At 71.5% G+C, this 22,758-nt stretch carries 18 protein-coding genes and 1 pseudogene; 6 read left to right on the top strand and 13 right to left on the bottom strand.

The genetic code is table 11. The features are described 5' to 3' along the window. Positions 1–281 precede the first annotated feature (281 nt). A complete protein-coding gene (locus EAO75_RS01425; RefSeq protein WP_147993197.1) occupies positions 282–1,250 on the bottom strand; it encodes a GlxA family transcriptional regulator in 969 nt (322 codons plus the stop codon). A 119-nt stretch (positions 1,251–1,369) separates the two neighbouring features. Between EAO75_RS01425 and EAO75_RS01420 the strand changes: the two genes are divergently transcribed. Next, complete coding sequence (locus EAO75_RS01420) at positions 1,370–2,008, top strand: HD domain-containing protein (protein WP_147993196.1); 639 nt, start codon at positions 1,370–1,372, stop codon at positions 2,006–2,008. Between the two features lie 212 nt (positions 2,009–2,220). Then, entirely contained in the window at positions 2,221–3,198 is a 978-nt protein-coding gene (locus EAO75_RS01415) for a phosphotriesterase (protein ID WP_147993195.1), read from the top strand. Here the strand turns inward: EAO75_RS01415 and EAO75_RS01410 are convergent. Both EAO75_RS01410 and EAO75_RS01405 read right to left on the bottom strand, forming a co-directional pair. After that, entirely contained in the window at positions 3,195–4,163 is a 969-nt protein-coding gene (locus tag EAO75_RS01410) for a helix-turn-helix transcriptional regulator (protein ID WP_147993194.1), read from the bottom strand. The two genes, EAO75_RS01415 and EAO75_RS01410, sit on opposite strands and share 4 nt — an antisense overlap. A gap of 136 nt (positions 4,164–4,299) precedes the next feature. Further along, positions 4,300–4,992, bottom strand: a complete 693-nt coding sequence (locus EAO75_RS01405; protein WP_147993193.1) for an alpha/beta fold hydrolase — start codon at positions 4,990–4,992, stop codon at positions 4,300–4,302. Between the two features lie 252 nt (positions 4,993–5,244). On the opposite strand from EAO75_RS01405, the gene EAO75_RS01400 reads away from it, so the two are divergent. Next, positions 5,245–8,004 carry an AAA family ATPase gene (locus EAO75_RS01400; protein ID WP_261989104.1) on the top strand — a complete coding sequence of 920 codons (2,760 nt, stop codon included), beginning with the start codon at positions 5,245–5,247 and terminating at the stop codon, positions 8,002–8,004. 75 nt (positions 8,005–8,079) lie between these two features. Here the strand turns inward: EAO75_RS01400 and EAO75_RS01395 are convergent, their stop codons facing one another. The 3 genes from EAO75_RS01395 to EAO75_RS01380 all read right to left on the bottom strand — a co-directional run bounded on the left by EAO75_RS01395 (position 8,080) and on the right by EAO75_RS01380 (position 10,829). Continuing rightward, positions 8,080–8,916 (bottom strand): alpha/beta fold hydrolase, encoded by an 837-nt coding sequence (locus EAO75_RS01395; RefSeq protein ID WP_147993191.1) that lies wholly within the window; start codon positions 8,914–8,916, stop codon positions 8,080–8,082. Between the two features lie 28 nt (positions 8,917–8,944). Then, positions 8,945–9,637 carry an alpha/beta fold hydrolase gene (locus EAO75_RS01390; RefSeq protein ID WP_147993190.1) on the bottom strand — a complete coding sequence of 231 codons (693 nt, stop codon included), beginning with the start codon at positions 9,635–9,637 and terminating at the stop codon, positions 8,945–8,947. A gap of 322 nt (positions 9,638–9,959) precedes the next feature. After that, complete coding sequence (locus EAO75_RS01380) at positions 9,960–10,829, bottom strand: LysR family transcriptional regulator (protein ID WP_147993189.1); 870 nt, start codon at positions 10,827–10,829, stop codon at positions 9,960–9,962. 140 nt (positions 10,830–10,969) lie between these two features. Between EAO75_RS01380 and EAO75_RS01375 the strand changes: the two genes are divergently transcribed. The 3 genes and pseudogenes from EAO75_RS01375 to EAO75_RS01365 all read left to right on the top strand — a co-directional run bounded on the left by EAO75_RS01375 (position 10,970) and on the right by EAO75_RS01365 (position 14,437). Further along, the gene (locus EAO75_RS01375; protein WP_147993188.1) at positions 10,970–12,202 is read left to right on the top strand and encodes an MFS transporter; all 1,233 of its coding nucleotides are present in this window, start codon (positions 10,970–10,972) and stop codon (positions 12,200–12,202) included. A 188-nt stretch (positions 12,203–12,390) separates the two neighbouring features. Beyond that, positions 12,391–12,561, top strand: a pseudogene (locus tag EAO75_RS48440) (pyridine nucleotide-disulfide oxidoreductase); the annotation flags it as partial. 241 nt (positions 12,562–12,802) lie between these two features. Further along, positions 12,803–14,437, top strand: coding sequence for a sigma-70 family RNA polymerase sigma factor (locus EAO75_RS01365; RefSeq protein ID WP_147993187.1), 1,635 nt, complete (start codon positions 12,803–12,805; stop codon positions 14,435–14,437). Positions 14,438–14,459: 22 nt separating this feature from the next. Here EAO75_RS01365 and EAO75_RS01360 read toward each other — a convergent pair whose 3' ends face one another. The 7 genes from EAO75_RS01360 to EAO75_RS01325 form a co-directional block, all read right to left on the bottom strand. Beyond that, positions 14,460–15,881 carry an aminobutyraldehyde dehydrogenase gene (locus EAO75_RS01360; protein ID WP_147993205.1) on the bottom strand — a complete coding sequence of 474 codons (1,422 nt, stop codon included), beginning with the start codon at positions 15,879–15,881 and terminating at the stop codon, positions 14,460–14,462. A gap of 22 nt (positions 15,882–15,903) precedes the next feature. Next, on the bottom strand, positions 15,904–17,223 hold the full coding sequence (locus tag EAO75_RS01355; RefSeq protein ID WP_147993186.1) for a flavin monoamine oxidase family protein: 1,320 nt from the start codon (positions 17,221–17,223) through the stop codon (positions 15,904–15,906). A gap of 26 nt (positions 17,224–17,249) precedes the next feature. Further along, positions 17,250–18,320 carry an ABC transporter ATP-binding protein gene (locus EAO75_RS01350; RefSeq protein ID WP_147993185.1) on the bottom strand — a complete coding sequence of 357 codons (1,071 nt, stop codon included), beginning with the start codon at positions 18,318–18,320 and terminating at the stop codon, positions 17,250–17,252. Positions 18,321–18,325: 5 nt separating this feature from the next. Next, a complete protein-coding gene (locus EAO75_RS01345) occupies positions 18,326–19,231 on the bottom strand; it encodes an ABC transporter permease (RefSeq protein ID WP_147993184.1) in 906 nt (301 codons plus the stop codon). Between the two features lie 92 nt (positions 19,232–19,323). After that, a complete protein-coding gene (locus EAO75_RS01335; RefSeq protein ID WP_147993183.1) occupies positions 19,324–20,214 on the bottom strand; it encodes an ABC transporter permease in 891 nt (296 codons plus the stop codon). Positions 20,215–20,217: 3 nt separating this feature from the next. Then, the gene (locus tag EAO75_RS01330; RefSeq protein WP_147993182.1) at positions 20,218–21,342 is read right to left on the bottom strand and encodes a spermidine/putrescine ABC transporter substrate-binding protein; all 1,125 of its coding nucleotides are present in this window, start codon (positions 21,340–21,342) and stop codon (positions 20,218–20,220) included. Between the two features lie 190 nt (positions 21,343–21,532). Continuing rightward, on the bottom strand, positions 21,533–22,672 hold the full coding sequence (locus EAO75_RS01325) for an aromatic ring-hydroxylating oxygenase subunit alpha (protein ID WP_147993181.1): 1,140 nt from the start codon (positions 22,670–22,672) through the stop codon (positions 21,533–21,535). Positions 22,673–22,758 lie beyond the last annotated feature (86 nt).

Below are 22,758 nucleotides of genomic sequence, written 5' to 3'. Positions count from 1 at the left end.
GGCGGGGGACGGGGGCATCGCGGTCTCCCTTGACCGGGGGAAGGACACCGCGAAAGTAGGCTCTGTGGTGACTGCCGTCAAGAAAGTGCACAACATTGACGAGGGTCGACCCGGCCCGGTTCGTCACTCCCCAGGTATGGGGCGGACGTTTCTCCCTGGTCGTCGCCGACCTGCCCGCGTACGAGGCGTTCCTCAGCGGTCGGGGTCATGACGATCCCCCGGATCAAGAACGTCGCCTCGCACTTCACGATGAAGACCGTCAAGCCTGCCCCGTAGTGGGCTCACGGCGCCGACTCCCGCGGGCGCGTGGTGGCGAAACGTCTGCGGTACTCCGTCGGGGTGGTGCCCAGATGGCGGGCGAAAGCGCGCCGCAGGGTCTCGTCGCTGCCGAGCCCGCTGCGCCGTGCCGCCGAGGTCACGCTGTGCCCGTCGAGCAGGAGTTGCTGCGCTCGGTCGAGACGGACGCGCTCGACCCAACGGGCGGGCGTAGTGTTCAGCTCGCTCTGGAACAGCCGCGTCAAGTGCCGGGTACTGACGGCGGCGGACGCGGCCATCGCGGGCAGACTGTGGTCGGCGCCCGGATCCGCGAGCACGGACGCGGTGAGCGAGCCCAGCAGGTCGCTGCGGGCCGGCGGGGTCGCCAGAGCGGTGGAGAACTGCGACTGTCCGCCCGGGCGTTGCATGAAGACGACCAGTTCGCGGGCGGCCTCCCGGGCCACGTCCGCTCCGTGGTCGTCCTCGACCAGCGCGAGCGTCAGATCGATGCCCGCGCTGATGCCGGCGGAGGTGAGATACCGGCCGTCCCGGACGTGGAGCGCGTCCGGCTCGACCCGTACCCGGGGATGGCGGCGGGCGAGTGTCTTGGCGTGCCGCCAGTGCGTGGTCGCCCTGCGGCCGTCGAGCAGGCCCAGCTCGGCGAGCACGAAGGCGCCGCTGCACACGGACGCGACCCGCTCGGCCCGCCCGGCGAGCAGGGCGGCCGCCGTCAGCAGGTCCGCGCCGGGGGAGCGCTCGGCGAGTGCGTCGGCCCCGGCGACCACGAGCGTGTCGACCGGCCCCACGTCGGCCGCGGTCACGGTCCGGGCCAGCGCCACGCCCGACGACGTCGTGACGTCGCCGCCGTAAGGGGAGGCCAGCACCGGTGCGTAGGGGTGGCCGAGCCGCCCCGCCTGGTGCAGCACCTCCAGGGGGCCGCTGGCGTCGAGCAGGGTCACCCCGTCGAACACCAGGAGGGCCACGCGATGGGTCATGTCCGGATCTGTGGGTCGTGTGGCAGGAAGGACATGGCGCCAGGATAGGCCACCGGACGACATTGAAGGAGGTCACCGACCGGGCGGACCGGTCGGGCGAGAAGAGGAAGGCCGTCATCATGGGTGAAACGATCGCGGGCGTGCGGATCCCGGACAGCGCACTGGCACGGGAGGCGACCGAGCTCGTACGGGACGTCGCCGCGCCGCTGCTGTTCGACCACTCCCGGCGGGTCTTCCTGTTCGGGTCGCTGCGTGGACTGGAGGCGGGGCTGCAGTTCGACCCCGAACTGCTCTACGTGGGCGCGATGTTCCACGACCTCGGCCTGACCGAGCGCTACCGGCGCACCGACCAGCGGTTCGAGATCGACGGCGCCGACGAGGCCCGCCGATTCCTGCACGCCCACGGCGTCACCGGCGAGCCGGCCGACCGGGTCTGGACAGCCGTCGCCCTGCACACCACCCCGGAGATCCCCCTGCACATGGCACCCGAGGTCGCGCTGGTCACCCGCGGTGTGGAACTGGACGTCCTCGGCATCGGCTACCAGGCCGTCTCCGACGAGCAGCGTGCCGCCGTCGTCGCGGCCCACCCTCGCCCGGACTTCAAGAACCGGATCCTCGCCGCGTTCACCGAGGGCATCCAGGACCGCCCCGAGACGACCTTCGGCAACGTCAAGGCGGACGTGCTGGCCCACTTCGTGCCCGGCTTCGTACCGGGTGACTTCGTGGAGGTCATCAAGAACTCCGGCTGGCCCGAGTAGCGGGTGGGGCGCGGGGTCGCCGGTGGTGCCGACCGGGCTGCGCGTCCACGCGAAAGAACCGTGCGCCGACGCGAAAGACGCTGCGGCCGGGCCTTGGCAGAGTCGTCCTCGCGTCGAACCACGCCGGTTCACCGCACGGCGCGAGTACGCCTCACACCACACCCGGCCGCCCCTTTTCGGGGGTCGGTCCGGGCGAGCACCGAAGGATCCGCATGACCTCGACCCCGCAGGTACAGACCGTCCGTGGCCCCGTGGCGGCAAGCGACCTCGGCACCGTCCTGATGCACGAGCACGTCTTCGTCCTCAGCGAGGAGTTCCGGCAGAGCCTGCCCGGGACCTGGGACGAGCGGGAGCGCGTCGGTGACGCCGTGACGCGGCTGAAGGCCCTCGCCGCGACCGGCGTCACCACCATCGTCGACCCCACGGTCATCGGGCTCGGCCGTGACGTCGCCCGCGTCGCCGCGGTGAACGAGCAGGTCGACCTCAATATCGTCGCGGCCACCGGCATCTACACGCTGGCCGACGTCCCCGACTACTTCCGCTACCACGGCCCGGGCACCCTGCTCGGGGGCCCCGAGGGCATGACCGAGCTGTTCGTCCGCGAACTCACCGAGGGCATCGCGGACACCGGCATCAGGGCAGCGTTCCTCAAGTGCGCCATCGAGGACGAACTCACCCCGGGCGTGGAGCGGGTGATGCGCGCCGTCGCCCAGGCACATCTGCGGACGGGCGCCCCGATCACCGTGCACACCAGCGCGAGTGCCCGCACCGGACTCGTCGCGCAGGACGTCCTGCGCAGCGAGGGCGTGGATCTCGGCGCGGTCGTCATCGGCCACAGCGGCGACACCACCGACCTCGACTACCTGCACCGGATCATCGACAACGGCTCTTACGCCGGCATGGACCGCTTCGGCCTCGATGTCCTCCTGCCCACCGACCAGCGCGTGGCGACCGTGGCCGCGCTCGCGGGCGAGGGGTACGCGCAGCGGATGGTCCTGTCCCACGACGCGTCCTGCCACATCGACTGGTTCCCGCCCGGCGTTCGCGAGCAGATCGCGCCGAACTGGCACCACACGCACCTGCACGACGAGGTCCTCCCGGCGCTGCGCGCCGCGGGCGTGACGGAGGAACAGCTCACCACCATGCTCGTCGACAACCCGCGCAGGTACTTCACCCCGTCCCAGGGCTAGTCGGCGCCCCGGTCCCCGGCCTCCGCGTCGTTCCCCGCCTCGGGCCGCCTCGCCTCACGCGGTGTCATGCCGAACTCCGCCCGGAACGCGGTGGCGAACGACGCGTGGCTGCCGAACCCGCAGGAGTGGGCGATCTCCGCGATGGAGTACGGCGCCCAACTCGCGTCGGCCAGACGGGTGCGGGCGATGTTCAGCCGTTCGCGGCGGATCAGGTCGCGGGCCGTCGTACCGGCCGACCGCAGTACCTGCTGCACATGGCGCACGGACCAGCCGAGTGCCCGCGCGATGCCGGTGACGTCCAGGTCCGCGTCGCAGGCGTGCCGGCGGACATGGCGGCGAATCGCTGCCTCGACCGTGGCTCGCTGACCCGTGGGCACCGTGTCGCCGCCGCCCTCCGCGGTCAGACACACCAGGTCCAGCAGCCGGTCACAGGCGATGTCGAAGGCGGGCTCGGTCAGTTGCTCGCGCTCCTCGTGCAGCGTGGCCGTCAACTGCCGTACGACCCGGCCCAGTCCACGCGTGCCGTCGAGCACCTGGGGTCCGGCCGCCGCGAGCGGGCTGCGCACGGCGACATCCTGGCCGGCCACGATGAAGGCGACCGACAGGAAGCCGGCGTCGTGCGCGAACGCCATCGGGCGGTCCACGTCGCACAGCACCATGCTGCCGGGCCGGATCCCGACGGACGACGGCCCCTGCTCCACGCGGGCGGTACCGGCGAGCGGCACCAGGAGTTCGTACACACCCCGGGGGTCGGACCGGATGTGCCGGGCGTCCCGCTCGACCACTTCCCGTCCGCCCGAGCACCGGGCGAGGCCGTAGGCATGGGATCGCTGCCACGCCAGGCGTCCGGTCCACGGGGCGTCGCGGTCCGGCACGCTGATCCGGCTCGCGCCGTGCAGGCCGGTGAACGCCTCGTCCCAGGCGCCCGCCGAGGAGAAGGTGAGGGACTGGCTCCAGGAGTACATGGCTCATCCCGGTGGAGGAACGGACGTATGGATCGTGCGGATCGCGAAGACCCCGGCCCACCGGCGGAGGGGGAGTCCGCGGCGGGCCGGGGTCGATGAGGGGCCGTTGCGCCCGCCTCCCGGGCAGGGCGCGGGTTCAGGCGGCCGTGGCCCGCTTGATCAGGTCGACGACCGCGTCGGGCTGCGACACGTAGACGGAGTGGCTGCCCGGTGTCTCCACGACCGTGGCACCCGCACGCTGGGCCATCGACCGCTGGGCCGGCGGCGGGATCATGCGGTCGTCGGCGGCGACCAGGTACCAGCTCGGCCTGGTCCGCCACGCGGGTTCGGTGACGGCGCCCTGGAGGGCCTCGATGCCCCACGGGACCTGGGAGTCGGCCATGAACCGCGCCTGTGCCGCGGGCAGGTCGGCGCCGAAGGAGGCGTGGAAGCGTTCGCGGTCGAGGAAGAGGTAACCGTCCTTCGGCGGCAGGATCGGCGGCACCGGAGCACCCGGCGGCGGGTCCGCGATCAGGGAGTTCACGGACTCGTCCTTGTCCGGTGCGAAGGCCGCGATGTAGACGAGGGCGGAGACCTTGGGGTCGCGGCCGGCTTCGGTGATCACGACTCCGCCATAGGAGTGGCCCACCAGGACGACCGGCCCGTCCTGCTCGGCGACGACCTGGAGCGTCGCGGCGACGTCCCCGGCGAGGGACTGGGTGGGATTCTGCACGACGCTGACGTGATAGCCCGCGTCCACGAGCCGCTCGTGGACACCCTGCCAGCCCGATCCGTCCACGAAGCCACCGTGGACGAGCACCACGTTGCGCAAGGCGATGTCGGTTGCCATGCCCGGCCTCCGTTCTCTGCTGTCTGCCGTGGGTCCGGAATTCCCGGTTGCCCTCACCCTAGGAAGACGCTGTTCGTGCCGCTTCGGCCAGATGACCTAATGCCCCGGGACCTGCGGTGACCGGGCGGCCGGTGTGACGCACGGGCAGCGCTCGGACCCGGAAACGTGACACAGGACACTCCTCAGATTTCGAACTTTCCGTCTCTCCACTCGTCGTGTCGGTGTTCCTGCCCCACCACCATGGGAGGCTTCATGGCCACTCTCATCGGACGATCAGCGGAGCTGGCGATCGTCGACGGGATCTTCGGCACGGCCGTCGCGCGGGGCGCGGCGCTGCTGCTGACCGGAGAGCCCGGCGTGGGCAAGAGCGCGCTGCTGGACGCCGCAGCGTCGCGCGCGGCCGACAGGGGAATGAGGGTGCTGCGGGTCGCCGGCTCGCAGTTCGAGGAGAGCGTCAGCTTCGCGGCGCTGAACCAGATACTCCAGCCGCTGGCTGACGGGATCCCCGCGCTGCCCGCACGGCAGGCCGACATACTCCAGGCCGTGCGCGGACTGGCCGAAGGACAGCCCACCGAATTACTCGCCATAGCCAACGCCGTGCACGTCCTGCTCACCCATGCCGCCGGCGAGAGCGGGCCGCTCGCCCTGATCATCGACGACGTGGCCTGGCTGGACCGGCCCAGCGCAGCCGTGCTGGGCACCATCGCCCGCTACGTCAGCACCGCTTCCCTCGCGCTGCTGGCGGCGTCCCGGACCGGCGACGAGTCGTTCCTGAGCAGCACCGGCATCCCCCTGCACGAGGTGCAGCCGCTGGACGACGCCGCGGCCGACGAGCTGGTGGCCGAGCGGTTCCCCGCCATGGCGGCCAGGGTCCGCCGGCGCCTGGTCGCGGAGGCCCGTGGAAATCCGCTGGCGCTGCTGGAGCTGCCCGTCGCGCTCAACGACGCCCAGCACACGGAGTGCGGAAGCCTGCCCTCGGTGCTGCCGCTGACCGAGCGTCTCAAGCGGGTCTTCACCTCCCGGGTCGGCGCCCTCCCGGACACCACCCGGAGCCTGCTCCTGCTCGCCGTCCTGGACGGCTCGGGCGAACTGCACCTCCCGCAGCGGGCCATGGGCGGCCTCGACGTCCTGGCCGAGCTGTCGCCCGCCGAGCGGGCCGGCCTCGTGCGGGTGGACAGCCTCACGGGTCGCCTGGTCTTCCGGCACCCGCTGACGCGGTCCGCCGTCATGGAACTGTCGACCGGCGCCGAGCGCCAGTGGGGCCATCTGGCGCTCGCCTCGCAACTGCCCCACGGATCCGAACGCCGGGCCCGGCACCTCGCGAGCGCCGCCATCGGCCCCGACGACGAGGTCGCCGCCCTCCTGCGCGAGGTGGCCTACCGCACCCTGCACCGCGGCGACGCCGTCGGCGCCATCACCACCCTGCTGCGCGCCTCGGAGCTGAGCAGCACCGGTGCGGCCAAGGGCCGCAGGCTGGCCGAGGCCGCCTGCCTGGGCGCCAACATCACCGGCGATCTGCGCAACGTCCGCGCCCTGCTGGACAACGCCGGACGCGCCGACCCGGCCGGCACCGACTCCCTCGCGGCCGCCACCGCCGCGGCCAGCCAACTCCTCAACGGCGAGGGCGACGTGGACACCGCGCACCGGCTCCTCGTCGGCGCCATCGACAACCACGCCCTTGCCGGCGGGGTGGACGACAACATCCTCCGCGAAGCGCTGAACACCCTGCTCATGGTGTGCTTCTTCAGCGGCCGGCCGGAGCTGTGGAGCTCCTTCGACAACGTCGTACGGCACTGCCGGCCCCGTACCTCGGGTCGGCTGCTCCCGGTGATCCTGGGTGCCTTCGGCGATCCGGCGTACTCGGCGCTGTCCGTGCTCGACCGGCTCGACGAAGTCATCTCCGAACTGCACCAGGAGTCCGACCCCGTACGGATCTTCGGGACCGCGCTCTCGGCCGCCTACGTCGACCGCCTGGCGGGCTGCCGCAGCGCGCTGCGGCGCGTCGTCGACGACGGCCGCGACGGAGGGGCCGTCGCGCTGGCGATCCAGGCGCAGTTCCTGCTGGCCAACGACGCCTACGCCGGCGGACAGTGGGACGACCTCCTGGAGATCACCGACGAGGGCCTCGGGTGGTGCGCGACGTACAACTACCGGCTTTCGGCGTGCTCGGGCCGCTTCCTGCGCGGGCTGGTGGCCTCCGCACGCGGCGAGCGCAGCACCGCCCGCGAGATCGCCGACCGCCTCGTCTCCTGGGGAAATCCCCGGGGACTGGGCGCACTTCGCGTCTACGCCTCCCACATCCGGGCCCTGTCGGCGCTCGGCGCCGCGGACTTCGACGCCGCCCACCGGCTCCTGAGGGCCATCGTCACACCGGGCGAGGTGCAGCCGCACATGCCCCATCTCCTGTGGCTCCTGCTGGACTTCACCGAGGCAGCGGCACGCACCGACCACCACGACGAGGCCGCCGCGCACATCGCCGCGGTCCGCAAGACCGACATCCCGTCCGTCTCACCGCGCCTGGCCATGGCCACCGACGCGGCCGAGGCGATGGCCACGGCGGACTTCATCGACCACGACCGGTTCGAGGCCGCCATCGCCACACCCGACGCCGAGCGCTGGCCGTTCGACTGGGCCCGGATCTGCCTGGCCTACGGCGAGAGACTGCGCCGGGCCAAGGGGGGCTCCGCGGCACGCCCGCACCTGGAGGCCGCGCTCAGCACCTTCGAACGCCTCGGGGCCGCGCCCTGGAGCGCACGGGCGGCGAACGAACTGCGGGCCAGCGGGATCCCCGTGAACCACGCCGGACCCGGCCACGAACGCCGATCACTGCTGACCCCGCAGGAACGGCAGGCCGCGCAACTGGCCGCCACGGGACTGACCAACAAGCAGATCGCCGCGCAGCTCTACCTTTCGCCCCGCACCGTGGCCGCCCATCTGCGGGGCGTCTTCCGGAAGTTGAACGTCACCTCACGGGCCGGCCTGCGCGACGCGCTGACCGGCCCGACTCCGTGACGCGCACTTTCGGGGAGGAAGCGAACAGCCCGCCTCACGGGAGGCGGGCTGTCGCGTATGTGGGGGGGCGGGCGATTAGCGGGTGCCGCGGTCCGCCCTCTCGATGATCTTGGTGACCGCACCGGGGTGGCTGATCATGACGGAGTGGGAGGCACCCGAAACCTCCGCAGTGCCACGGGCGTTCGCGCGCTTGTACTCGAAGTGCTGGAGCGCCGGCGGGATGGCGTTGTCCGACGCCGCGACCAGACCCCAGGAGGGGATGTCGTGCCAGGCCGCGTCCTTGGTGACGTCGGTCAGGGACGAGGCGCTGAACGGGCGCTGCGCCGCCTGCATCACGTTGGTGACCGACACCGGCAGGTCCCCGGCGAACGCACCGCGGAACTTGTCGGCCTTGAGGTACAGGTCCGTCCCCGTGCTGCCGTCGGGGTTCGGGAACGGCACCGGGTCGATGGCGTCCGGGATCTTGCTGCCGGGGAACTTCTCGAGGAGCCCGCCGACCTGCTCGCCCTTGTCGGGCACGAACGCGGCGATGTAGACGAGGGCCTTGACGTTGGGGTTGCCGGCCGCGGCGTTGGTGATGACCGCGCCGCCGTAGGAGTGCCCGGCGAGGATGATCGGACCCTTGACGGACTTCAGCACACTGGCCAGGTAGGGCGCGTCGGTGGGCAGTCCACGCAGCGGGTTGGCGGGCGCGACGACCGGATAGCCGTCCTTCTGCAACCGTCTGATCACGTCGTTCCAGCTCGCGGACGCGTCGGCGAAGCCACCGTGCACGAGCACGACGGTCGGCTTGGCGCCGTCCGTCGGGGTGGATGCCGGCGTCGCCTCGGCCGTCGTCGCCAGCAGTGCCGCGGCGAGTGCGCTCGCGGCGGTCGCGGCGACGATTCCGTTTCTCATGACCTTCTTGTTCATGTTCTGTGTTCCTCTGGCTTCGTCGCGGTCACGCCTGGTGGGCGGCGGCGGCCTGCTTGATCAGCTCGGCCACGGCCTCGGGACGGGAGACGTAGAAGGCGTGGCTTCCGGCGGACTCGCTGACCGTGGCGCCGGCCCGCTCGGCCATCGCGCGCTGCGCGGGCGGGGGGATCATGCGGTCGTCGGTGGCGACGAGGTACCAGCTGGGCTTGGCACGCCAAGCGGCCTCGGTGACCGTCCCGCCCAGCGCGTCCACACCCCAGGGGACCTGCGAGTCGGCCATGAACTGGGCGTCCTCGGCCGGGAGATCACCCGCGAACGAGGCGGCGAACTTCTCCCGGTCCAGGAGCAGGAAGCCGTCCTGGGGCGGGAGGATCGGCGGAACGGGCGCGCCGGGAACCGGGTCGGCGATGAGGGTGGCGACGGACTCGTCCTTGTCCGGGGCGAAGGCCGCGACGTAGACGAGCGCGGCCACCTTGTCGTGCCGGCCGGCCTCGGTGATGACGGCCCCGCCGTAGGAGTGGCCGACCAGCACGGTCGGCCCGTCCTGCGCGTCGAGGACCCGGTGAGTGACCGTCACGTCGTCCTGCAGGGAGAGGGTCGGGTTCTGCACGATGCTGACGTTGAAGCCGTCGCGGGTGAGAAGGCGGTGCACCGGCTGCCAGCCGGATCCGTCGACGAATCCGCCATGCACGAGAACGATGTTCCTGACAGTACTCACGTCACTGCTCCTTGATGGCCGAAAAAGTACTCTGACCAGCAACAAGCTAGGTCGCGCCATTCGCTGTGGCTTCGACCAAATGACCTAGTTCCCCGCGGAGTTCGAGGCCGTCACACGGGAAGGAGAGGACCACGTCGTCGACGTCCGGCCCCGGGCCGGGCATGCTCAGCGCGACGGTGCGCATTCCCGCCCCGGGCCGTTCCAGCAGCAGTCCCGGGGCGGTGACGTCACCCGTCTGCGTGGCCCGTGTGAGCGCAACTGGGCCGTCGGCGATTGACGGTTGAGGGCCCGGACGGCTGCGGGGCCCCGCGGCCCGAGCCGCTCATCCTCGTCCGATGTGGCGCAGCAGGGCGGTCACCGCGGGGTGCGTGTCCCCGCGCGGGTGGACGACCCCCATCATCCATGTCGGTGCGCGCGCCGCGAAGGGACGTACGGGGAGTTCGGGGAAGCGGGCGGCGAGCGACGGCGGCATGATGCACACGCCGAGGCCGTGCCGGACCAGGTCGGCCGCGGCCAGGAGGTCGTTCACCTCGAAGGTGACGGCGCGATCGAGGGAGGCCGCGCGAAACGCCTTGTCGACCGCGTGCCGGACCGCCCAGCCGGGGGAGAAGTCCACCAGCGGCAGCTCCACGGCCTCGGCCAGGGTCACCGGACCCTCGGGCGGCAGCAGATCCGTCGTCGGGGCGGTCACCAGGACCATCTCCTCCCGCGACAGCAACCGGGTCGCCAGACCACGCGGCGACGGGGGGTCCAGGGCTGCCACGGCCAGGTCGAGGCTTCCGTCGCGCACGGCCCGCGGGATGTCCTCGGCCGGCGCCTGCCGCAGTCGGAGCACCACGCCCGGGTGCTCCGCGTGGAACACGGCCAGAGCCGTCGGCAGGCCGGCGTACAGGCCCTGCATCACGCCGATCGTGATCTCCCCGCGCAGCTCGCCCCGGGCGAGATCGACCGCGGTCCTGGCCTCTTGCGCGGCGCGCAGGGTGGCGCGGGCGGCGGGCAGGAAGGCCTGCCCCGCGGGGGTCAGGGACACCCGGTGCGTGGTGCGCCGGAACAGCGCGGCGCCCAACTCCCGCTCCAGGGCACGGACCGTGCCGGAGACCGCGGACTGCACGACGTGCAGCCGCCTGGCCGCGGCACTGAACCCGCCCTCCTCGGCGACCGCGACGACGACCTCCATCTGACGCAGATCCATGGCCCTCCCTCCGGCTCGCGCTGTCGGCTATCTCTCATACAGATAACCATCATCTTCGATCATCTCCACCGGATGGGAAACAGCGACCCCGCGCATGCGTTGGAACCGACATGTCCACCCCTCCGGACGGGAGCACTCCGATGTCGCTGATCACAGCCGTCGACCCGCATACGCGCACGCAGGCCACCCACCGGTACGGCGCCGGGTTCTGGACGGTCGCCGCGGTGTTCGTGACGGCCATGGCGTTCTCCACCGTCCCCACGCCGCTGTACCCGCTGTACCAGGCACACGACGGGTTCTCCACGTTCACGGTCACCGTCGTGTTCGCCGTTTACGCCGTCGGCGTGCTGACCAGCCTGCTTCTCGCCGGGCATGTCTCGGACTGGCTGGGCCGCAAGAAGGTCATGACGGCGGCGCTGGTCCTGGAACTGATCGCCGCCGCGCTGTTCCTGTCCGAGCCGTCGCTGCCGGTACTGATCCTCGCCCGGCTCGTCACCGGTCTCGGTGTCGGGATGCTGACGGCCACCGCCACCGCGTATCTGCACGAACTGCACACCGCCCACCGGCCCGGCGCCTCCACACGACGCTTCGAGATCGTGTCGACCGTCGCCAACATCGGCGGCCTCGGCCTCGGTCCCATAGCCGCCGGGCTGCTCGCCCAGTACCTGACCGCGCCGCTCCTGCTGCCGTACGCCGTCTTCGTCGTCCTGCTGCTGATCGGCGTGGCCGCCGTCGCACTGACCCCCGAGACCGTCCGGGCGCCCGAGGTGCGGCCGGCCTACCGTCCGCAACGGGTCGGCGCCACCCGCGGTGACCGCGGATATCTCACGGCCGGCGCCGCCGGATTCACGTCCATGGCCGTGTTCGGGCTGTTCACCTCCGTGGTCCCCGGCTTCGTCGGCGGCACCCTGCACCACCCCTCCCGCGCGCTGGCCGGACTGGTCGTGTTCGCCGTGTTCGGCGCCGCCGCGGTGGCCCAGACGGTCACCGGCCGGCTCGGCGCCCGCACGCGCTGGTACCTCGGACTGCTCGCCCAGGCCGCCGGCATGGCCATCCTCGCCCTCGGCGTGCGCCTGGCCAGCCTGCCCGTGTTCCTGCTGGCGGGGATCGTCGCCGGAGTCGGCGCCGGGGTCCTGTTCAAGTCCGCCGTCGGGCAGGTGGCCGGCGCCGCCGCACCGGCGCAGCGCGGCGAAGCCCTCGCCGGACTGTTCCTCGTCTCCTACCTGGGCCTGGCCCTGCTGCCCGTTGGCCTCGGCGTAGCCAGCCGCGCGATGAGCCTGACCGACGCGACGACATGGTTCACGGTCGTCGTCCTCGCGCTGCTCGCCGCGGTCGCCGTACGGACCCGCAGGGACGGCGCGAAGGCACGCTGATCGCGCCGGTCACCCATGCGGGTGTGTGGCCGTGCCGCGGCACGGCACGGCAGCTGATCAGGTGCCTGCGTGAGCCGAAGGCGGCGCGGCATCGAGGGAGGGTGGCTGTACGGCCTCGGCGACGTCAGCCACCGCGCGCTGCTCACCCACCGGGGCAAGTACCAGGGCCGCACCGCGGACGACGCCATCGCGGCGTCACCTTCGTCGGTCCCGGCGTCAGGGAGCTTCTGCACTCGGCCACTGTGGCGGTCGTGGGCGAGATCCCGCTCAATCGCCTGCGTCACGCGATCGCCTGCTTTCCCGCGGTCGGCGAGATCTGGCTCTTCCTCCTCGTCGCCTACCGACGCGAAGTCGACTGACTCGGGTCGTCCGGGGGCGCATCTCCCCTTCGTGGCGTGGGCATTCGCCTCATATCCGTACGTTCTGTCGCTCTCAGCCGCCCAATGTGACGTTGCCCATTGCGCGGTCGGACGGGCCTCACGAGGCTCTCGGGGAACAAGCGTCCGAAGAACCGTCCGAAGAACTGTTATCCGCGGCCCACCGAGCGATCTCCCAGGTATCGGACAGCATCGCCCGGCGTCGAGGACAGGGAAGTTTTTGATGAGTACAGAGCGCACGAGGGAACTCGCGGCACTGGTGAGCGCCGCCCGCAGCGGCGACCCGGAGGCTCAGGACGCCCTGGTCGGTGCGTACCTCCCGCTGGTCTACAACATTGTGGGGAGGGCTCTGAACGGCTCCGTCGACGTCGACGACGTGGTCCAGGAGACGATGCTCCGCGCTCTCGACTCGCTCGGCGGACTGCGCACTCCCGAGAGCTTCCGCTCCTGGCTGGTGGCCATCGCGATGAACCAGGTCCGGGCGCACTGGCACGACCGGCAGTCCGCCCCGGGCGGCGTCGAGGAGGCCGAGGACCTCGCGGACCCGGGCGCCGACTTCGTGGACCTGACGATGGTGCAGCTCCAGCTGTCCGGCCAGCGCCAGGAGACGGCACGCGCCACCCGCTGGCTGGAGCCCGACGACCGGGGGCTGCTGTCGCTGTGGTGGCTGGAGTGCGCCGGCGAGCTGACCCGGACCGAGGTCGCCGCGGCCCTGGAGCTGTCCGCGCAGCACACGGCGGTACGGGTGCAGCGGATGAAGGCGCAGCTGGAGGCGGCCCGGGTGGTGGTACGGGCGCTCGACGCGCGGCCGCGCTGCCCCGAGCTGCACGCTGTGCTCGGGTCCTGGGACGGCCGGCCCTCGGCCCTGTGGCGCAAGCGAATAGCCAGGCATGCCCGGGATTGCATGCATTGTTCCGGTCTGTGGAGCGGGTTGATGCCGGCCGAAGGGCTGCTGGCCGGCCTCGCGCTGGTGGTCGCCACGCCCGCGCTGCTGGAGAGGGTGCTCGACGCCTCCGGCGGGATGGCCCCGGTCGGCTCGGCCTCGGCGGTGAACGCGTCATCGGGGCACGGCGGATCGGGCGGGGGAGCGGGGCACCGCGCCTCGGGTGGCCGGACCGTGTCCCGTGGAGAGGCCCGCCGACGTCGCCGTAACAAGCGCCGGGCCGTTGGAGGCGCCGTCGTGGCGGCCTGCGTCGCCGGTGGCGGATTCTGGTACTTCGACTCCGACCCCGGCACCGGAACCGAGGAGCCGACCGCCGCGCGAACCGCCGGAGCCCCCGTGGCCGACCTGTCGCAGCGCCCCCTCGAGACGACCTCGTCGCCCTCCAAGTCCCCGTCGCCGTCCGCCTCGCCGTCGAAGAAGGCAACCCCCTCCAAATCCCCCAAACCGACCAAGAAGGCCACGCCGACGCCCCGGCCGACCCCACGGCCGACGCGGACCGCGTCCAGCACGCCCCAGGCGCAGTCGGCCCCGACCGACACCGTCGGGCAGGTCGTCGCGCTGGTGAACAAGGAGCGGGCGAACGCCGGCTGCGGTCCGCTCGCCGAGGACTCCCTGCTGAACAAGGCCGCGCAGGGTCACTCCGAGGACATGGCCGCCCGCGACTTCTTCGACCACACCAACCCGGACGGTGCCGACCCCGGCCAGCGCATCACCGCGGCCGGCTACAGCTGGTCCACGTACGGCGAGAACATAGCGATGGGCCAGCAGACCCCGGCGGCCGTGATGGAATCCTGGATGAACAGCCCCGGCCACCGCGCCAACATCCTCAACTGCTCGTTCAAGGACATCGGCGTCGGCATCCACGACGGCGCGGGCGGCCCCTGGTGGACGCAGGCCTTCGGCGCCAAGCTCTGAGCCGCGAAACGGATCGCACCCGTCACAGCATGACGTGCTTGACCTGCGTGTAGTCGAGCAGACCGGTGAGGGAGAGGTCGCTGCCGTACCCGGAGTGGCGTACGCCGCCGTGCGGCATCTCCGACACCGTCGTGCCATGGGTGTTGACCCAGACGATGCCGGTCCGCAGCTCCCGGGCGGCCCGCATGGCGCGGTCGTGGTCCCGGGTCCAGACGCTCGCGGCGAGGCCCTGGGGTACGTCGTTGGCCAGCCGGATGGCCTCGGACTCGTCGGTGAACGGCTGGACGGTGACGACCGGGCCGAACACCTCGCTCTGCACGATCTCGTCCTCCTGCCGCACCCCGGCGACCAGTGTGGCCTGGTGGAAGTAGCCGGGCCGGTCCAGCGCCGCGCCGCCCGTGACGACCTCGGCGTGCCCCGGTAGCCGCTCCAACAGGCCGGTCACAGAGGCGAGTTGGGCGGAATTCGCCAGCGGGCCGAACGCGGCGTGCGCGTCGTCCGGCGCTCCGGGCCGCTGCTCGGCTGCCCGGTCCGCGAAGAGCGCGAGGAAGCGGTCGTGGATCCGCCGGTCCACCAGGATCCTGGTCGCCGCGGTGCAGTCCTGCCCCGCGTTGTAGAAGGACAGCGACGACAACTGCTCGACCGCGTCGTCGAGATCGGCGTCCGCGTGGACCAACACCGGTGCGTTGCCGCCGAGTTCGAGGTGCAGCCGCTTGAGGTCGGCGGCCGCCGCCGCGGCGATCTCCTGTCCGGCGCGGACACTCCCGGTGACGGCCACCAGCCGCACGAGCGGATGGGCGACGAGGGCACGCCCGGTCTCACGGTCGCCGCACACCACGTTCAGCACGCCGGGCGGAAGGTGCTCGGCGGCCAGCCGGGCCAGCAGCACCGCCGACGACGGCGTCGTGTCGGACGGCTTCAGGACCACGGTGTTGCCGGCCGCGAGCGCCGGGGCGATCTTCCATACGGCCATCATCAGCGGGTAGTTCCACGGCGTGATCTGGGCACACACGCCGACCGGCTCGCGCCGCAGCACGGAGGTGCGGCCCGGCGTGTACTCGGCGGCCGCCGCGCCCGGCAGGTTCCGGGCGGCACCGGCGAAGTACCGCAACACGTCCACGATCGCGGGCAGTTCGTCCGCGAGGAACAGGGCTCGGGGCTTGCCCGTGTCGGTGACTTCGGCGCGGGCCACCGCCTCGGCCTGCCGCTCCAGGGCGTCGGCGATGCGCAACAGCGCCGTCTGCCGTTCGGCCGGAGTCGTCGACGACCAGGCAGGGAAGGCCTCTTCGGCCGCCCGGCAGGCCGCGTCCACGTCCTCGGGGCCGCAGAGCGGAGCCGTGCCGTGGGGGAGTCCGGTGGCGGGGTCGATCAACGCCAAGGTGGCACCGGACGCGGCCGGAACCTCCTTGCCGCCGATGTGGTTGAGCCGGTCGTTGCCGGCCATGGCCCGGTTCGGCCCGTCGGTGTCAGCCACGGTGCAGCGCCTCCTCGGCGGCGGCGCGGCCGGTGCGGACGGCGCCCTCCATGTATCCGGCGACCCACTGGTCGGAGCCGCAGACGTAGAACGGCGGTTCATGCGTGCCGTGCAGCGGGCCGACGGCCATGACCTCACCCGGCGGCCACTGGGTGACGTACCCCTGCGTCCACGGGTCGCTTCCCCACAGCCGCAGATGGCAGGCGCTCGGCCGCAGTGCCTCGTCGCCGAACATGCCGGCCATCTCGGCGAGCAGCTCGGGGGTGCGCAGCTGGGGCGGGGTGCCGAGCAGGACGCCGTAGCGCTCGGGCGGGATCAGCGCCGACAGGACGCCCTCGTTCTGCGGCCAGGTGCTGCCCAGCACTCCCTCCGCCTCGGACAGGCCGTTCAGATCGGCGTCCCGCCAGAACGGACGGTCGTAGACGGCGGCGAACTTCGCGGCCGTGGCGTGGCGTTGCCGGTGCAGCGAGGCGAGCCGTGCCTCGCTCACACCGCTGACGGCGACATCCCGCAGCGGGCCCACCGGCAGGGCGCTCACCACGGCGCCGGCGGTGAGGACCTCGCCGGAGACCAGACGCACGGCGCACCGGCCGGGGCGGATGTCCAGCGCGGCGACGGGCGAGCCGAGCCGGATCCGCGGACCCAGCTCGCGGCCCAGGACCTCGGCGAGCGTCGCCGAGCCCTCCGCGAGCCGCAGGCCCTCCCAGTCGTCGTAGTCGTAGTCGCCGGTGCCCGAACCGGGGACCGCCGCGCTCTTGCGCAGCGCGGCCAGCAGGGAGATCCGCTCGTACGAGCCGCCCGCCAGGGCGAGTTGGCCGATGTCCCACAGGCGTACGACGGCCGCGGTGGCCTGACGCGAGCGCAGCCAGTCGGCCACCGAGAGGTGGTCCAGGGCGGTGGCGTCCGGATGCGACCAGGGGTCGTCGGGGGCGACGGTGGCGGTGAGGGCGGTGAACTCGGCACTCAGGCGCTCGTGCAGGGCTGTGTCACCGGGGCCGAACCAGTGCGGTGGATCACCGGCCGAGCGCCCCTCCGGGGTGGCGCGGGTGATCCGGCCGGGCTCGTCGACATAGCTGGGGACCAGGTCGAGGCCCAGTTCCTTGACGAGTTGGAGATAGGCGGTGTGCCCGCGGCCGACGACCTCACCGCCCAGCTGGACGGTGCGGCCGTCGGGTGTGCGGGTCTGCTCGACCCGGCCGCCGACGCGGTCCCGGGCCTCCAGGACCAGCACGTCGGTGCCGGCGGCGGCCAGGTCCCGGGCGGCGGCGAGCCCGGCGAGACCGGCGCCGAGCACGATCACGTCGTGATGCATGGGTTTCGCTTTCGTCAGGGGGTGGGTCAGGCCAGGACCAGGCAGTGCTCGGGCCGCCATCCGAACTCCACCGTCTCGCCGCCGCTCCAGCGGTCCTCCATGCGGGCGCGGGCCGTGTTCTGCTCCAGCACCGACAGCGTGACGCCCGGGGCGAGTTCGATCAGATAAGTGGTGGTCGGGCCGCTGTAGACGGTCTCGCGGATCACCCCGCTCTGCATCGACATGCCCGGCTCGAAGTCCGACAGCCAGATCTTCTCGGGGCGCACGGACACGCTGACGGCGGTGCCGTCCGCGATACCGGAACGCGCGCCGACGGCCAGGGCGGGCCCCTTCTCCAGCGTCACCTCGCCACCCCGGTACGTGCCGGTCATCAGGTTGGAGGTGCCCATGAAGGAGGCGACGAAGCGGGTGCCGGGGTGCTCGTAGATGTCCTCCGGCGTGCCGCACTGCTCGATGCGGCCCTCGTTCATCACCGCGATCCGGTCGGACATCGTCAGCGCCTCGTCCTGGTCATGGGTGACGAAGACGAAGGTGATGCCGACCTCGCGCTGGATCTGCTTCAGCTCCACCTGCATCTGCCGGCGCAGCTTCAGGTCGAGGGCGGCCAGCGGTTCGTCGAGCAGTAGCACGGCCGGGCGGTTGACCAGCGCACGGGCCAGGGCGACGCGCTGGCGCTGGCCACCCGAGAGGGTACGGGGCCCCCGGTCGGCGAGGCCCGTGAGCTGGACCAGCTCCAGCATCTCGCCGACACGCCGGCGTATCTCGGCCTTGGCGACGCCCCGGCGCTTGAGGCCGAAGCCGACGTTGTCGGCGACGCTCAGATGGTCGAACAGGGCATAGCTCTGGAAGACGGTGTTGACGTTGCGCTTGTTCGGCGGCAGGTCGGTCACGTTCTCACCCGCCAGCACCACCGCACCCTCGGTGGGATCGCTGAACCCGCCGATCATGCGCAGGGTCGTGGTCTTGCCGCAGCCCGACGGGCCCAGCAGGGAGAAGAAGTGGCCGGCCTCGATGTCGAGGTCCAGGCGGTGGACGGCGTAGGAGTCCGCGAACTGCTTGGAGACACCGTCGAGCCGGACGGCGGGGGTCACGTCCATGGGGATCACTCTCCGGAGAGGATGTCGAGGCCGCCGCGGCGGCCGAAGAGGCGCGGGATGAACAGGGCCAGGGCGATCAGCGCGATCGATCCCGCGAGCATCAGCGTGCCGAGCGCGTTGATGGTGGGCTGCACGCCGAACCGGATCGCCGAGTAGATCCGCACCGACAGGGGCTGCGGGTCGACGCCGGTGGTGAAGTAGGCGAGCACGAAGTCGTCGAAGACCAGCGCGAAGATCAGTACGGCGGAGGCGAGCACCGCGGGCAGCAGCGCCGGCAGGGTCACCAGCCGGACCGCCTGCCACCGCGTGGCGCCGAGATCCATCGCGGCCTCCTCCACCTCCGGGTTCAGCGCGGCGACCCGGGAGCGCAGGATGACGGTGACGTACGAGATGGAGAAGGTGATCTCGGCGAGCATCACCGTGCCGGTGGACAAAGGCACGCCCAGGCCCTTGAACAGCAGCATCGAGGCCACGCCCGTGACGATCTCCGGCGTGATCAGCGGCACCAGCATGATCAGTCCGGCCAGTGAGCCGAGCCGGGTTCGGCAGCGGACCAGACCGAGCGCCAGCGCCGCCCCGAGGAGCACCGAACCGACCATCGCCACCAGGGAGATGCGCAGGCTGGTACCCAGGGAGGCGATCAGGACGTCGTCGTGGACGAAGGCGCGGTACCAGCGCAGGCTGAAACCGTCGAACACGGTCAGGGACTTCTGCGAGTTGAAGGAGAAGAGGGCGACGACGGCGATGGGCAGGTAGAGCAGGGCGAAGAACAGCCCGGTGATCGCGATGAGAACGCGGGGCTTGCGGTGGGCGCGTCGGCGGATGCGCGTGCGGGCGGAGGGACGGGCCGGGGCGGTGGCGGACAAGTTCTTCCAGGGCCAGAACTGGCCGCTCGGCTCGGCGCTCACCATGCTGCTGATGCTGGTCCTGCTGGTCGGGATGCTCGGCTATCTGCGGCGCACCCGCAAGGACGAGGCGGTGGCGGAGGGGGTGCGGACCAGAGTCATCGCAGGGCCTCCGCCTCGTCCTTGCGGGTGCGCCGCAGATAGCCGAGCATCCCGACCAGCAGGACCAGCATCAGCAGCATGGTGAGCGCCGAGCCGAGCGGCCAGTTCTGGCCCTGGAAGAACTTGTCCTGGATGAGGTTGCCGATCATGATCTGGTCCGGGCCTCCCATGAGCTGTGCGCTGACGAAGTCACCCATGGCGGGCAGGAACACCAGGACGAGCCCGGCCGCCGCGCCCTGCCTCGTCGCGGGCAGGGTGACGAAGAAGAAGGTGCGGACCGGGCCGCCGTACAGGTCGCGGCCGGCCTCGATGAGGGAGACGTCCAGCCGTTCCAGGGCCGCGTACAGCGGGATGATCATGAAGACGACGAAGCCGTAGACCAGTCCCGCGACCACGCCGAAGCCGCTGTTGAGGATCTTCGTGCCCGAGTCGGCCAGACCGACCGCGCGCAGGGCGCGCAGCACGGGCCCGTCGTCGGACAGGACCACCGACCAGCCGTACATGCGCACCAGGTAGTTGGCGAAGAACGGCACCACGATCGCGGCGATCAGCGCGTGCTTGTACCGGCCGCCGTACAGGGCGATCGTGTACGCCACCGGATAGGCGATCAGCAGACAGATCACACAGGTCAGCAGGGCATAGCCGAGGGAGCGGGCCAGGACCTCGGTGTAGGCGGGGTCGGCGAGGGCGCGCACACCGGCCAGGTCGAAGCCGAAGCGCGGGTTGCCGAGCTCGTCGGTGGTGCCGACCGCGAGGACGGCGACGAGGGCCAGCGAGGCGATCAGGAAGCCGGTCATCCACAGGGTGCCCGGCAGCATGAACCAGAGCCACATCCGGTTCCCGGAGGTGTCCCGGCGGCGGGAGCGGGAGGGGCGGAGCAGTGCCATGTCTCAGCCCGCCTTCACATGGGTCCAGGCGGCGTCGCGGGCGTCCTCCGCCGCGCGGTCGCCGTTGCGGAAGAACACGTCGGCCTTGAGGTCGTCCTGGGTGACCAGGCACTCGGGGAACGGCTCGACGAGATCGGCGTAGACCTTCTCGGTGCCCGCGACCGGCATCGGGTAGCCGATGTACTCGATGTTCTTCTTCACGTTCTCCGGCCGCAGCATGTAGTCGATGAACAGCATCGCGGTGCCGGGGTGGGGCGCGTTCCAGGGGATGGCGTAGCAGTCGGAGTTGATCGGCGTGCCCTCCTTGGGGGCCTGGAACCCGAACACGGACGGGTCGTCGGCCTGGTTGAGCATGGCGGCCATGTCGCCGCTCCACGCCTGCTGGATCAGCGCGTTGCCGTTGAGGAGGTTGTTGTAGCTGTCGCTGGAGAAGCCGCGCAGCCGCGGCCGCAGGGTGCCCAGCAGGGAGGTGATGCGGTCGAGGTCGCCGGTGTCACCGGTGCTGACGTCGAGCCCGAGCGAGAGGGCACCCATACCGAGGACTTCGTCGCGGTCGTCCAGCAGGAACACCTTGCCCCTGGCCCGATCGCTCCACAGGTCCCGCCAGGAATCGGTGAGCTCACCGATCTTGTCGCGCCGCCAGCCGATACCGGTCTTGTACGCGGTGAAGGGGACGGTGTGCGCGGAACCGGGGTCGTACCACGGGTCGGCGAAGTAGTCGTACGTCCCGAATATGGCCTGGGAGTGGGCGAGCCGGGAGTGGTCGATACGGCGCAGCCGGCCGCCGCGCGCCAGCCGCTGGGCCCATTTGGCCGTGGGAAAGATGATGTCGTAGCGGTTGCCCGCGTTGAGCTTGGCGACCATGCCTTCCATCGAGTCGAAGTTCGACTGGATGACCTTGACGCCGTACTCCTTCTCGAAGCCCTTGAACACGGACGGGTCGACGAAGTCGGCCCAGTTGAAGTAGACGAGATCGCCGTCGACGCGCGCCTCGACCGGGGCGAGCTGGTCGGCGTCGGGTTTCTTGGCGGGCATGAACCCGCAGCCGCCGGCCGCTGCGGCCAGCAGGCCGCAGGCGCCCGCCCGCAACACGGCGCGTCGGGTCGGCGGTGGTACCTCGGGGGACATGGAACGTCCTCTCCGTCGAGGAACGGCACAAGTCCAGGGCGGACCGGCTGGTCGGCTCACTTCAGGCCCTGATTCCGCAGTGATGACCGGTCTGGGGAGGGTGCGTGCGCGGCTCAGAAGGCGGGCGATAAGGCCATCAGGCGACCTACGTCGGTACGCGAGCGCGGCGAAAGAGGTGCGGCCGGGGGCGTCACGGCGTGTCCCCGTCCAGGTCGTCCCTGACCCGGCGCGCGAACCAGCCGACGGCGGCCTCGCGCTGCGACAGCGGACCCGGCTCGAAGCCGGGCGTCCGCATACCGGCCTGGACGCGCTCCACCAGCTCGGCGTCCTCGTCGTTGGTGACCCAGCCGATGTGGATGTTGAGCCGCCGGGCCAGCCGGGTGCGCAGGCCCTCGCCGGTCTTGGTGTAGAAGGCACCGGGAATCGCCGCCCGGTCCTGGGCGGTGGGCAGGGCGGTCCACGCGAGCACGTGGTCAGGGTAGAAGTCGATGAGCGTGTTCGGGTAGATCACGGCGTACCGCCACACCCGCCGGTCCGCCTCGACCAGCCCCGGCATCGGCATCGCAAGCCGCTGGTAGAGCCGCTCGGTCCAGTTCGAGGAGGGCTTGTCGCGCAGCGGCGACTCGAACAGGACGTAGTTCTCCTGCACGTCCACCGTGTACGCGGCGTAGTCGAGCAGTCGCATCAGCGAGGGGTGGGCGACCGGGACGTGGTAGCCCTCCAGATAGTTGTCGACGATCACCTTCCAGTTGGCGTTCTGCTCCTCGCCGCCCGACAGGTCGTGGATACGGTGCTTGCCGACGGGCACCAGATCGGCCCCGGCGTAGTGGCCGACGGCCTCGGCCAGCCCCTTGCAGCTCTCCGCGAGCGGGGTCGCCTCCATGTCCAGGTTGACGAAGACGAAGCCCAGGAAGGACTCCACGTTGACCGGGTGGAGACCGAGCTTCGGCTTGTCCAGGCAGGGGATCCTGCGTGCCTCGGGGGCCCCGACCAGGCGGCCGTCCAGTTTGTAGGTCCAGCCGTGGTACGGGCAGCGGATCGCCTTGCCCGACGGCTCCGGGTCGGTGACCAGGCGGGTGCCGCGGTGCCGGCACACATTGAGGTGGGCGGCGAGGCCACCGTCCTCGGTGCGGACCACCAGCACCTCCCGGCCCGCTGCGGTGGCGGCCAGCCGCGCGCCGGGGCCGGGAAGGTCGGACTCGTGACAGACGAGCTGCCAGGACTTGGCGAAGATACGGTCGGTCTCCGCCTGTGCGATGGCCGGATCCGTGTAGTAGCGGGCCGGTAGGGCCTCCCCGGGGAGGGTCAGGGACGACCTGGACGGGGACACGCCGTGACGCCCCCGGCCGCACCTCTTTCGCCGCGCTCGCGTACCGACGTAGGTCGCCTGATGGCCTTATCGCCCGCCTTCTGAGC

This window comes from Streptomyces sp. UW30, assembly GCF_008042075.1.
Lineage (GTDB): Bacteria > Actinomycetota > Actinomycetes > Streptomycetales > Streptomycetaceae > Streptomyces.
This window is presented reverse-complemented; position numbering and strand designations above follow the sequence as displayed.